Consider the following 12,291-nt stretch of genomic DNA (forward strand, 5'->3'; position numbering starts at 1 on the left):
TAGCTCAGGGGTGGGGGGCGCGCACCCCCATGTGCGTGACGGGGGGTGCCCCGAAAGTGGCTTTCGCGACGCCCGGCGGAGAGCGTTGGGGCACCCTGGGGCCACGATCGGCCGCGCTGGCCTCGCCCCAGGCCACAGGTTGCGAAAGCCACTTTCGCAACCTTCAACGTTGTGTTGAGTCTCAGCTGTTGTGACACGGTTGGTGTCTCGCGGCTGGTGACACACCCTGGTCGGGTGATGGTGCGTGATCTGTCGCCTGAGCGGCGTTGTGGTGATGGCCATGGCGCGGAACAGGGCGATGATGCGGTTCATGGACGCGATGCTGACGGCTGAGGTGTCGATCGAGAATGTGTCGGAGTGGTGCCGGGTCAACGGTGTCGATAGGCGGACGTTCTATCGGCATCGTGCCCGGATCCGGGCCGAGGGGCAGTGGCAGCGGCGCTCGACCCGGCCCAAGACGACGCCGCATGCGACGCCGGAGCCGGTGGTGGCCGAGATCGTCCGGCTGCGGAAAGCACTGGCCCCGGAGAACGGGGCGGACCCGATCCGTGACCGGCTGCTGGACCTGGCCGCCGAGCAGGACTGGGCCGCGCGGGGCTGGCCGGTCCCGGCACGGGCCACGATCAACCGGATCCTGGCCCGCAAGGGGCTGCTGGAGACGAACTCCCGTAAACGGCCCCGGTCCTCCTATCGCCGGTTCTGCTATGCCCGGCCCCGGGACTGCTATCAGATCGATGCCACCGAGGTCACCCTGACCACCGGGGCCACCGCGGTGGCGTTCGAGGTCCTCGACGATCACAGCCGGATGCTGGTGGCCAGCCACGCCGCCCTCGCTGAAACCGCCCGTGACGCGATCACCACGATCACCCAGGCGGTCAATGACCACGGCGCGCCCGCGATCGTGTTGTCCGACAACGGATCCGCGTTCACGTCACGCTCCCGGCGCCCGAACACCGGCCCGTCACAGTTCGCCCGCACCGTCACCGGCTGGGGCACACGCCTGATCCATTCCAGCCCGTATCACCCGCAAACCTGCGGCAAAGTCGAACGGCATCACCAAACCTTCAAACGCTGGCTCGCCCACCACCCCGCCCAACCCGGGACCCTGACCGAACTCCAAACCCTGCTCGCCGTCTATCGCCAGCACTACAACCACCGCCGCCACAGCGCCCTCGGCCGGCGAACCCCAGCCCAGGTCTGGGCCACCGCCGACTGCCACGGCGGACCCCAGCACCTGCCCATCCAGGACGACGCCACCGTCCACCGGCTCAAAGTCAGCACAGCCGGCACCGTCAACCTCGGCAAACGAGCCCGGCTACTCATCGGCCGCGACCACGCCGGACACACCATCACCATCATCCGCGACACCCACCACGCCACCGCCTACACCACCAACGGCAACCCCATCGGCCACATCCACCTCGACCACACCAAGACCTACCAAGGCCAACTCACCCCAGCCGCCTAACCTGTGACACAACAACCAAGACAAACCCGCGGCAGATCTACCGAGACACGACACAACCTTCAACGTTGCGAAAGTGGCTTTCGCAACCTCGCACCGCGGCGGCAACCGCCACTCACGACCCGGAGCGGCGCCGCCAGGTGCGGTAACTCCACTCCAGGAACCGTTCCACCCCGCGGACGACGTGGGCGCTGCGGATCGAGGGGAAGACGTCGAAGGCGTGCTGCGCGCCGGAGATCTCCGCGTACGCGACCTCACGCCGGGACTTGTCCCGCAGGCGCCGCACGAATTCGCGGGCCTCGCCCACCGGCACCAGCGAGTCGTGGGCGCCGTGGATGACGAAGAACGGCGGCGCGTCCTCGGTGATCCGGTCCAGCGGTGACGCCGCGATGTAGTCGTCGAGGAACTTCACCGGATCCCGGTCCGCCTCGAAGACGTGCCGGGCGATCAGCGTTTTCAGCCGGGCCTGGCTGGAGCGCCGTCCGCTGGTCGCGGCGAAGTCGTACACGCCGTAGTGCGGGGCGCACGCCTGGATGCTCGTGTCGGCTTCGGTGAAGCCGGGCTGCAACGCCGGGTCGTTCGCGGTCAGGGCCAGCAGCGCGGCGAGATGCCCGCCCGCGGAACCGCCGGTGACGGCGACGAACGACGGGTCGCCGCCGTAGGACTCGGCGTTGTCCCGGATCCAGGCCAGCGCGCGTTTCGCCGCGACGATATGCGCGGGCCAGCGGGCGGCGGGGGAGAGCGGGTAGTTGATCGCGATGCAGATCCAGCCGCGTTTGGCCATGTGCAGCATCAGCGGGAGGCCCTGCTGGTCCTTGTTGCCGATCACCCAGGCGCCACCGTGCACCTGCAGCAGGATCGGCGCGCCGGTGACCGGCTCGCGCGGGGCGTAGACGTCGAGCAGGAACCGCTTCCCGCCGGGCGCGTAGGCGATGTTGCGGGTCCGGCGGACGTCGGGGTCGCGCATGCGGAACGGCATGGCCAGCTGGCCCCACGGCGTCGCGAGGTCGGTCGGGCTCGGCGGGTGCTCTAGTTCCTCGATGTAGGCCTCGCCGATGCCTTCGGTGAGCGCCGTCTCGATCTCGTCGCGGGCTCGCTGGGACTGGGCGATCAGGGTGCCGAGCCCGGCCGCCGACGCCGCCGCGAGCGCGAGCCCGGCCTTGCTCGAACCGCCCCGGTGCCGGGCGACATGCGCCGCCGCGTCGGCTGCGGTGAGCGCGAGCAGATGCGGCGCGAGCTCCCCGGTGAGCCAGCCCGCGAAGAACGCCGGGATCGCCGTGCGGGCACCCCTCGGCGGCTTCAGCGCGTTCGCGGTGAGCGCGAGCTGGAGGGCCTGGCGGACGACGAAACTCGGCTGCATGGGCACCGATCCTACCGCCGGGTGACCGCCTAGAACGGGTTGCAAAGTTCACTTAAGGTGCTCTTATGCAGAGATTGAGCGGTCTGGACGCGAGTTTCCTCTACTTGGAGACACCGGCCCAGGTCCTGCACATCTGCGGGCTGCTCACCTTGGACGGTTCGACCATGCCCGGCGGCTACGATTTCGAACGCTTCAAGGAGAAACTGGCCGAACGGGTCGAGCTGATCCCGGCGTTCCGGCGCAAACTGCACAATCCACTCTGGAATCTGGCGCATCCGGTCTGGGTGGAGGACGAGGACTTCGACCTCGAAGCCCACGTTCACCGGATCGGCGTACCCGCGCCCGGCGACCGGCGGGAACTGGCCGAACTCTGTGCCCACATCGCGGGACAACGACTGGACCGCGCGCAGCCGCTCTGGCAGTTGTACGTCATCGAAGGCCTGGCCGGCGGCGAGGTCGCGGTCCTGCTGAAGATGCATCACGCCAGCGTCGACGGGGTCGGCGGCGCCAGCCTGATCAGCTACCTCGCCGGGCTCGAACCGGATGCCCCGCCGCCGGAGATCGCGCGGAACGAACGGGACAACGCGAGCGTGCCCGGTAGGCGCGCGCTGTTCGGCGCGGGGCTGACGTCGTTCGCGAAACGCCCGGTCGAGCTGGTGAAGCTGCTGCCCGACCTGCTCGAACTCGTGCCGAGATGGCTGGGGAAAGCGTTGCAGGGCAAGGGAATGCCGGTTCCGTTCACCGCGCCGCGCACGTCGTTCAACGGGACGATCACCGCGCACCGCAGTGTCGCCTATGCCTCCCTCGACCTCGACGACGTCAAGCAGATCAAGGACGCCTTCGGGGTGACCGTCAACGACGTCGTCCTCGCCGTGGTTTCCGGCGCGCTGCGGCAGTTCCTGCGAGACCGGGGCGAACTGCCGGAGGATCCGCTGGTGGCGACCGTGCCGGTGTCGGTGCACGGCCGGACCGAACGCGAGCACGGCAGCAACAAGGTCTCGGCCTTCTTCGCCTCGTTGCCGACCCATCTCGACGATCCCGCCGCGCGGGTGTTCATGCTCGCGGAATCCAACCGGCTGTCCAAGGATCATCACCACACCATCGACGCCGACATGCTCCAGGACTGGGCGCAGTTCTCGGCGGCGACCATGTTCGGCCTCGCGGTACGCGCGTATTCCGCGCTGCGCCTGGCCGAACGGCATCCGGTGGTGCACAACCTGGTGGTCTCCAACGTGCCGGGGCCGCCGATGCCGCTGTATCTGCTGGGCTGCCAGGTCACCGGGCTCTATCCGCTCGGCCCGGTGTTCCACGGCGCCGGGCTGAACGTCACCGTGCTGTCCAACGCGGGCCGGGTCGACGTCGGCCTGCTCGGCGCCCGCGAACTCACCGGTGACCTGTGGCCGCTCGCCGACCACTTCCCCGACGCGCTCGCGGAACTGCTCAAAGTCATGCCCTGAGAACCCTCCTGCCGGGAGCCTGCCGCCGGTGTGTCGTCCATCCAGTCACGCGTGTCGTCCGGCTGATCACGCGTGTCGTCCGTTTCGGCACGGGAAATGCCGCCGTCCTCGGTTTCCCGAGGGGGTTGCCGTCACGCCTCCTTCCGGTTAAGACTAGAACAGGTTTCAATATTGTGCCCGTTCGCCCCGGTGAGGAGCCAGTGTGGACTTCCAGTTCGACGAGACGCAGACCGAGGTCACCGCGCTGGCCGCGCGCGTCCTCGGCAAGGAGCGCGAGCCCGGTGACACGTGGCGCGCGCTCGCCGACGCCGGTCTGCTGGCGCTGGCGCTGCCCGCCGAACTCGGCGGTGACGGGCTCGGCGTCGCCGAAGTCGCCTTGGTGCTGACCGAACTCGGGCGCGTCGCCTCACCGACGCCCGCGCTGGCGTCTCTGGCCTTCGGAGTCCTTCCGGTGACCGCGCTCGGAGGCGCCGATCAGCGTTCGGCGCTGCTCCCGCCGGTCGCCGCGGGCGACGCCGTGCTCACCGCCGCGCTGCACGAGCCTTCCTCGCCGTTCACCACCCGGCCCGCGACCGTCGCGGAATCGGCCGGGGACTGGCGCCTGAGCGGCGTCAAGATCGGCGTGCCGTTCGCGGCGGAGTCGGCCCGGATCCTGACGCCCGCCTCGCTGCCCGGCGGTACCGGCGTCTTCCTCGTCGATCCCCACGCGGACGGCGTGACGCTGACGCCCACGAGAACCTCTTCCGGCACACCGGATTACACGATGACGCTCGACTCGGTGACCGTCACCGACGCCGATCTCCTCAACGGGCACGGCCCCGGCGAGTCGATCGCGACGTTGCACCGGTTCGCGCTCGCGGGCGCCGTGGCGTTCGGTGACGGGCTGCTCGCCGGTGCGCTCGCGCTGACCACCAAGCACGTCGGCGAACGGGAGCAGTTCGGGCGGCCGCTGGCGGCGTTCCAGGCGGTGGCGCAACAGATCGCCGACGTCTACGTCGCCTCGCGGACGGTCCAGCTGGCCGCGCGGTCGGCGGTCTGGCGGCTCGCGGCGGGGCTCGACGCCGAGGCGGAACTCGACATCGCGGCCTACTGGCTGGCGGAGGAGGCGCCCGCGGCGCTGGCCGTCTGCCATCACCTGCACGGCGGGATCGGCGTGGACGAAACCTATCCACTGCACCGGTTCTCGTCGGCGGTCAAGGATCTGGGACGAACGCTCGGCGGCGCCTCGCATCGGCTGGCCGGTCTGGGCGAACTGGTGGCGGGGTGAACCGATGCTGATCGAACTGACCGCGGCGCAACACGAGTTGCGCTCCGAACTGCGAAAGTACTTCGCCGGGCTGGTGAGCGCCGACGAGCGGCGCGCGATGCTGCGGGAGCGGCACGGCCCGGTGTACCGCGAGATCGTGCGGCGGATGGGCCGCGACGGCCGGCTCGGCGTCGGCTGGCCGGAACAGTACGGCGGCCGGGGCTTCGGCGAGATCGAGCAGCACATCTTCGTCGACGAGGCCGCCCGCGCCGACGTCCAGCTGCCGTCGGTGACCTTGCAGACCGTCGGGCCCACGCTTCAGGCGTACGGCACCGAGGAACAGAAATCGCTGTTCCTGCCCAAGATTCTCGCCGGTGAAGTGCATTTCGCCATCGGCTACACCGAGCCCGACGCGGGAACGGACCTCGCGGCGCTGCGCACGACAGCGGTGCGCGAAGGAGACGAATACGTCGTCAACGGCCAGAAGATCTTCACCACCGGCGGGCACGACGCCGACTACATCTGGCTCGCCGTCCGCACCGCGCCGGACGCGCCGAGGCACAAGGGGATCTCCATCCTCATCATGGACACGCGCGACCCGGGCTATTCGTGGACGCCGATCATCACCTGCGACGGCGCGCACCACGTGAACGCCACCTACTACTCGGACGTCCGCGTGCCCGCGAACATGCTGGTGGGCAAGGAGAACGAGGGCTGGCGGCTGATCACCACGCAGCTGAACCACGAACGCGTCATGCTCGGCCCCGCCGGGAGGATCGGCGGCCTCCACGACCGCGTCCGCGACTGGGCGGCGTCCAGGAAGGCGCCGGACGGGACACCGTTGCTCCAGCTGCCCGACGTCCGGGCCGTGCTCGCGGAAACCCTGGCGACCGCCAGGGTCAACGAGCTGCTGAACTGGCAGGTCGCCGCGTCGTCGGCGGCCGGGCCGGTGGCGGTGGCCGACGCTTCGGCCACCAAGATCTTCGGTTCCGAACGCATCCAGCGGCTGGCCAGGAGACTGGAGGAGATCGTGGCACGACACGGCGATCAGGCCGACGCCGAAACCGCGGAACTGGCGCTGTGGCTGGACGTGGTGGCCAAACGCAATCTGGTGCTGACCTTCGGCGGCGGCGTCAACGAGATCCAGCGCGAGCTGATCGCCACCGCCGGGCTCGGCCTGCCGAGGGTGCCGCGATGAGCATCCAGGAAGCCGCCGAACGTATCGCCGCGCGCGGGGAATCCGCGCCGAGGGCCGCGCGCGACGCGGTCAACCAGGCGATGGTGAACAACTGGGTCGAAGCCATCGGCGACCGCAATCCGGTGTACGTGGACGAAGAGTTCGCCGCCAAGAGCGTCCACAAGGGACTCGTCGCGCCGCCCGCGATGGCGCAGGTGTGGACGATGGGCGGGCTGCACTGGACGAGGGCCTCGGACGACCCGCTCGGCGCGATGATGGAGGTGCTCGACGAAGCCGGGTTCACCTCGGTCGTCGCGACGAACTCCGAGCAGAACTACTTCCGCTACCTCCGCCACGGTGAACGGGTCGAAGCGACCGCGAAACTCGAAAGCGTGGTCGGGCCGAAGCGGACCGCGCTGGGCGAAGGCTGGTTCGTGACGACGAAGACCACCTGGTACGTCGGCGACGAGGCCGTCGCGGACATGGTGTTCCGGGTGCTGAAGTTCCGCCCGCCGGGCGCCGAACCCGCCAAGACGGCCGCCCCGGTGCTGCGGCCGGTGATCAGCAAGGACACCGAGTTCTTCTGGGCGGGCCTGCGTGACGGCGAACTGCGGATCCAGCGGTGGGGCGAGACCCTGCGGCATCCGCCCGGCCCGATGCCGCCGGACGGCGACCTCGGCGCGAAGCCGGATTACGTCGTCGCGTGCGGACGGGGCACGGTCTACAGCTACGTGGTGCACCACCATCCGAAGGTCCCGGGCAAGGATCTGCCGTTCGTCGTCGCGCTCGTCGAGCTGGAGGAGGGTGTCCGGGTGATGGGCGAGCTGCTGGACGCCGATCCCGATACCGTCCACATCGGACTCCCAGTGGAGGCGGCCTTCGTGAAGATCGACGAGGAACTGACCTTGCCCGCTTGGAGGGTCGCGCGATGAAGGACTGTTCGGTCGGCACCGAGCTGCCGCCGCTGACGATCGAGGCCACCCCGACCTTCGTGGTGAGCACCGCGCTGGCGACCCGCGACTTCCAGGACGTCCACCACGATCGCGACGCCGCCGTCCAGCGCGGTTCGAAGGACATCTTCCTCAACATCCTCACCGACACCGGCCTGGTGCAACGGTTCGTGACCGACTGGGCCGGTCCTGAGGCGTTCGTGCGCTCGATCAAGATCCGGCTCGGCGTGCCCTGCTACGCCTACGACACGCTGACCTTCACCGGACGGGTCACCGAACGGGACGGCGACGACGTGGTGGTCTCGGTGTCCGGTGTGGACAGTCTCGGTGAGCACGTGGTGGGCACCGTGGCGATCACGTTGGGAGGCGAGTGATGACCCTGTCCGGACGGGCGGCCATCGCCGGTATCGGTGCCACGGAGTTTTCGAAGGATTCCGGGCGCAGTGAGCTGCGGCTGGCGGCGGAAGCGGTTTCGACCGCCCTGCGGGACGCCGGGCTCGCTCCGTCCGATGTGGACGGACTGGTGTCGTTCACCATGGACGGCAACAGCGAGATCGCCGTCGCGCGGGAACTGGGCATCCCCGAACTCAAGTTCTTCAGCCGGATCCACTACGGCGGCGGGGCCGCGGCCGCGACCGTGCAACAGGCCGCGATGGCCGTCGCGACCGAGGTCGCGGACGTCGTCGTCGCGTACCGGGCGTTCAACGAACGGTCCGGGATGCGGTTCGGGCAGGTGTCCTCGGCGGCGGCGGGGCAGGTGAACTCCTCCGGCGTCGACAACGCGTTCCATTATCCGATGGGGATCGCGACCCCGGCCGCGACCGTCGCCATGCTCGCCCGGCGGTACATGCACGAGTACGGCGCGACCAGCGAGGACTTCGGGCGGGTGGCCGTCGTCGACCGCGCCCGCGCGGCGACCAACCCCCAAGCCTGGTTCTACGGCAAGCCGATCACGCTCGAAGACCATCAGGCGTCCCGTTGGGTCGCCGAGCCGTTGCATCTGCTGGACTGCTGCCAGGAGAGCGACGGCGGGGTCGCCCTGGTGATCGTCAGCGCCGAGCGGGCGCGTGACCTGCCGCACCGGCCCGCCGTGATCGCGGCGGCCGCGCAGGGGAGCGGGCCGGACCAGTACGTGATGACCAGCTACTACCGCGACGATCTCCCGGCGCTGCCCGAAATGGGTGTCGTGGGGCGGCAGCTGTGGGAGCAGTCCGGGCTGGGGCCCGGCGACATGGACCTCGCCGTGCTGTACGACCACTTCACCCCTTACGTCCTGATGCAGCTGGAAGAACTCGGCTTCTGCGGGAAGGGCGAGGCCAAGGACTTCATCGGCGGCGGCACCCTGGAACTCGACGGGAAACTCCCGCTCAACCCGCACGGCGGACAGCTGGGGGAGGCCTACATCCACGGGATGAACGGGATCGCCGAGGGGGTCCGGCAGCTCCGGGGCGACGCGGTCAACCAGGTCGGCGGGGCGTCACGGGTGCTGGTGACCGCCGGCACCGGCGTACCCACGAGCGGACTGGTCCTGACCGCGGGCTGACATCACCTCAATGCCCGATGGTGTACTAGAGCGGCACCTGCCACGGTGAAGGGGTTACCGGCCGGGAGGTGCCATGTCTGGACCAATCGTCGTCGCGTGGACCCTGACCGCGGTGTTCGCCGCGCTCGTCCTGCCCTGCGTGCTGAGACTGGTCCGCCTGGACTACGGCAGGCAGGGTGCGGCGGTCCGCAACGGCGACCTGGCCGAACTCCTGCTCGTCGTCGCGATGGTCGCGATGCTGTCGCCGGTCGGCGGCCCGATCCCGGCGGCGGGCTGGCAGGCGGTGCTGGCGCTGACCGCGGGCTGGTTCGCCGTCTCGTGGTGGAAGGGGCGGCGCTCGGGGCACACGTCGTGCGGGCATCACGCCGTCTCGGCCGTCGCGATGCTGTTCATGGTGACGTTCATGCCGCACAGCGACGTCACCCACGGGCCGTGGCTGGTGATGTCCGGCCCCGGCGCCACTTCGGCCTTGTGGCTTTCGCTGATCTTCGGCGCCGTGGCCGCGTATTTCGCGGCGGACGCCGTGCGCGCCGGGGTGGTCGCGGCGCGGGGCGTGGGGGACTCCGGTCAGACGTCGCGGCGGGTGTGCCGGGTGATCATGGGGCTCGGCATGGGCTACATGCTGCTGGGCGCGGCCGTCTGATTTCCCGGTGTGTGTTGCGAAAGCCACTTTCGCAACACCACCAGGCACGGGAGCGAGTGAGGCCAGGGAGACGCGTCGGCGTTGACGATGAAGACGGTTCTCTTGAGCGGTACGGCAAGGGTCGTGCGTGGCGATTCGGCTTCTAACCCGAATCGCCACTCACGAGGCGTGCGGGACGCGGCGCACGACCCCGGCCTCGGCGGTGCCCGCGTCGGGCAGGCCGTCGGCCGGGTTGTCCGAGGCCCACTTCGCGGCGTCGGCGATGTCCTTGTTCAGTGCGACGATCAGCGCCTCCGACGACGGGTACGCCTCCTGCTCGCGCAGGTGATGGCCCAGCCAGACGGTCAGCACCTCGCCGTAGAGGTCACCGCTGAAGTCCAGCAGATGCGCCTCGACGAGCCGGTAGCCGTCGGCGCCGTAGTAGGTCGGCCGCCTGCCGACCGAGACCGCCGCCGCGATCCGGGTGCCGTCGGCGCGTTCGGCCCAGCCCGCCCACACTCCGTCGCCGACTTGGCCGTCCTGGTCGCGCAGCGCGATGTTGGCGGTCGGGAAACCCAGTTCCCTGCCGCGCTGATCGCCCTTCTCCACCTGGCCACGGACCACGAAGTACTCCGCCGTCATGCCGCTCCCGTCCCCTGCCGTCACGAAAGCCATGAATACCATGCCTCGCAGCCGGGGTCGACCGCCGCTCACGCCGCGGGAGACGTCCACTGTGTACTCGGTCACGCGGTGACGAGCCGGTACCCCAGGTCGAGTTCCGTCCGGCCGAGCAGGCCGACGTGATGCCGGTGCCAATGCCCGTCCGCGAGATCGGCGCGCAACCGCTCGACGGCCGTCGCGACGACGTTCCGGTCCAGCAGGGCCACCCCGGACATCCCCGCGCGCACGCGTTCGGACAGGTAGGCCTCCGGCCTGCGCCAATACGCGCCGAGGAACCCGTCGACGCAGTCCGACGGCACCGGTAGCGGAGCCACCGAAGGCGTCCGCCCGGCCGCGGTCAGTTCCTCGACGACCCGGTCGAGACAGGCCAGCCTGCTCTCGTGCTCGGCGATCTCCGGCAGGTAATCCCGCACCAGCCAGAACCGCGCGAACACCGCCTGATCCCAGGTCACGATCACCTGGCGGCGGGACACCCGCCGCAGCTCGGCCAGCCCGGCGGTCACGTCGGTCCAGTGATGCACGGTCAGCACCGCCAGAGCGGCGTCGAAGGCACCGTCGGGGAAGGGGAGCCCTTCCGCGCACGCCTGCACGGCCGGGGCCGCGCCTGCCGGACGCTGCGCGATCATCCGCCGCGACGGCTCGACGGCCACCACGTCGCGGTCTTCCGGCTCGTAGGAACCGGCTCCGGCCCCGACGTTGACCACCGAGCGCGCGTCGCCGAGAGCGGCGGCGACGGCGGCCGCGATACGGGGATCCGGGCGTCTCGATCGCGCGTAGTCCCGGCCGAGTTCGGCATACGGGTCCGAGATCAAGGGGCGCACCTGCCAGAGTCTAGCCAGAGCACCTACCTGCGGGAACGAGGATTCAGTCTGTCGTGGTCAAGAAAGTGTCGGAAAGGACGGGCGCCTCGTCCCGGTCCGGTGCCGTGGTGGTGATCATCAGCCCGGCGGGCTCGCGCCAGACCCGGGTCCGCAGCGGCTCGCCGGGGAAGACGACGCCGGCGAACTTGGCCGAGAACGACGCGACGCGGGCGGTGTCGCCGTCGAGGAATTCGTCGGTGACGGCCTTCGCGACGACGCCGTAGGTGCACAGGCCGTGCAAGATCGGCTTGTCGAACCCGGCGGCCGCGGCGAACGCGGGATCGGCGTGCAGGGGGTTGCGGTCCCCGCAGAGCCGGTAGAGCAGCGCCTGCTGTGGCGACGTCGGGGTGTCGATCACCGCGTCCGGCTCCCGCGATGGGAGCTCGACACGGTCGGACGGGCCGCGCTCGCCGCCGAAACCCCCTTCGCCACGCGCGAAGATACTCGACCGCAATGTCCACAATGGAGTGCCGTCCGAGTCCGTGGCGACCGTCTCGTTCACGATCACGGCCGCCTTGCCCTTGTCGAAGACGTCGACGATCCGCGTGCGCGCCACGGCCTTGCCCGACGTCGGGATCGGCCGGTGCGCGATCACCTCCTGCTTGCCGTGCAGCACTTTCCCGAGGTCGACCTCGACACCGGGGAACGAGACCGCCGGTGGTTCGAACACGCGCAGGTTCGCCGCCACGGTGGCGAACGTCGGCAGGACCTGGAGGCCGTCCTCGTAGGTGTAGCGCAGTTCGCGCGGGCTCGTCGGGTCCGCGCCCGCGCCCAGCGCCAGGTGGTAGAGCTGCACGTCCGACGCGGTCCAGGCGAAGCTCACCTCGCCGAGGTCGGCGCCGATCGCGACCGAAGGATCGATGGGCACGGGGAAACTCCTAAGGTGCTGTGGGTGCGTTCGGGGCAGGGCGAACTCGCGTGATCGGGGTC

Annotated in this window: 12 protein-coding genes; 8 read left to right on the forward strand and 4 right to left on the reverse strand. The window is 69.9% G+C overall.

The features are described 5' to 3' along the window. The first annotated feature begins 280 nt into the window (after positions 1-280). Positions 281-1,468, forward strand: a complete 1,188-nt coding sequence (locus tag ACZ3HL_RS04545) for a DDE-type integrase/transposase/recombinase (protein ID WP_465528756.1) — start codon at positions 281-283, stop codon at positions 1,466-1,468. Positions 1,469-1,580: 112 nt separating this feature from the next. Here ACZ3HL_RS04545 and ACZ3HL_RS04550 read toward each other — a convergent pair whose 3' ends face one another. Then, entirely contained in the window at positions 1,581-2,825 is a 1,245-nt protein-coding gene (locus tag ACZ3HL_RS04550; RefSeq protein ID WP_465528760.1) for an alpha/beta hydrolase, read from the reverse strand. Positions 2,826-2,890: 65 nt separating this feature from the next. Between ACZ3HL_RS04550 and ACZ3HL_RS04555 the strand changes: the two genes are divergently transcribed. The 7 genes from ACZ3HL_RS04555 (at position 2,891) to ACZ3HL_RS04585 (ending at position 9,841) form a co-directional block, all read left to right on the forward strand. Then, entirely contained in the window at positions 2,891-4,282 is a 1,392-nt protein-coding gene (locus tag ACZ3HL_RS04555; protein ID WP_465528762.1) for a WS/DGAT/MGAT family O-acyltransferase, read from the forward strand. Between the two features lie 202 nt (positions 4,283-4,484). Next, on the forward strand, positions 4,485-5,549 hold the full coding sequence (locus tag ACZ3HL_RS04560) for an acyl-CoA dehydrogenase family protein (RefSeq protein WP_465528764.1): 1,065 nt from the start codon (positions 4,485-4,487) through the stop codon (positions 5,547-5,549). Positions 5,550-5,553: 4 nt separating this feature from the next. Beyond that, complete coding sequence (locus tag ACZ3HL_RS04565; RefSeq protein WP_465412097.1) at positions 5,554-6,726, forward strand: acyl-CoA dehydrogenase family protein; 1,173 nt, start codon at positions 5,554-5,556, stop codon at positions 6,724-6,726. Further along, on the forward strand, positions 6,723-7,637 hold the full coding sequence (locus ACZ3HL_RS04570; protein WP_465528766.1) for a bifunctional MaoC family dehydratase N-terminal/OB-fold nucleic acid binding domain-containing protein: 915 nt from the start codon (positions 6,723-6,725) through the stop codon (positions 7,635-7,637). Before ACZ3HL_RS04565 ends, ACZ3HL_RS04570 begins: the two co-directional genes overlap by 4 nt. Beyond that, positions 7,634-8,029 (forward strand): MaoC family dehydratase, encoded by a 396-nt coding sequence (locus ACZ3HL_RS04575; RefSeq protein WP_038516056.1) that lies wholly within the window; start codon positions 7,634-7,636, stop codon positions 8,027-8,029. The genes ACZ3HL_RS04570 and ACZ3HL_RS04575 overlap by 4 nt, the downstream gene beginning before the upstream one ends. Beyond that, positions 8,029-9,198: a lipid-transfer protein gene (locus ACZ3HL_RS04580; protein ID WP_465528768.1), complete on the forward strand. Its 1,170-nt coding sequence runs from the start codon at positions 8,029-8,031 to the stop codon at positions 9,196-9,198. The genes ACZ3HL_RS04575 and ACZ3HL_RS04580 overlap by 1 nt, the downstream gene beginning before the upstream one ends. A gap of 73 nt (positions 9,199-9,271) precedes the next feature. Continuing rightward, complete coding sequence (locus ACZ3HL_RS04585; protein WP_465412100.1) at positions 9,272-9,841, forward strand: DUF5134 domain-containing protein; 570 nt, start codon at positions 9,272-9,274, stop codon at positions 9,839-9,841. A gap of 159 nt (positions 9,842-10,000) precedes the next feature. Here the strand turns inward: ACZ3HL_RS04585 and ACZ3HL_RS04590 are convergent, their stop codons facing one another. The 3 genes from ACZ3HL_RS04590 to ACZ3HL_RS04600 form a co-directional block, all read right to left on the reverse strand. After that, complete coding sequence (locus tag ACZ3HL_RS04590) at positions 10,001-10,462, reverse strand: riboflavin kinase (protein WP_465412501.1); 462 nt, start codon at positions 10,460-10,462, stop codon at positions 10,001-10,003. A 101-nt stretch (positions 10,463-10,563) separates the two neighbouring features. Beyond that, complete coding sequence (locus tag ACZ3HL_RS04595) at positions 10,564-11,313, reverse strand: class I SAM-dependent methyltransferase (RefSeq protein ID WP_465412503.1); 750 nt, start codon at positions 11,311-11,313, stop codon at positions 10,564-10,566. 52 nt (positions 11,314-11,365) lie between these two features. Beyond that, complete coding sequence (locus ACZ3HL_RS04600; RefSeq protein WP_465528770.1) at positions 11,366-12,229, reverse strand: MaoC/PaaZ C-terminal domain-containing protein; 864 nt, start codon at positions 12,227-12,229, stop codon at positions 11,366-11,368. Positions 12,230-12,291: the final 62 nt, after the last annotated feature.

The sequence above is a fragment of the Amycolatopsis sp. NPDC000009 genome (assembly GCF_055563465.1).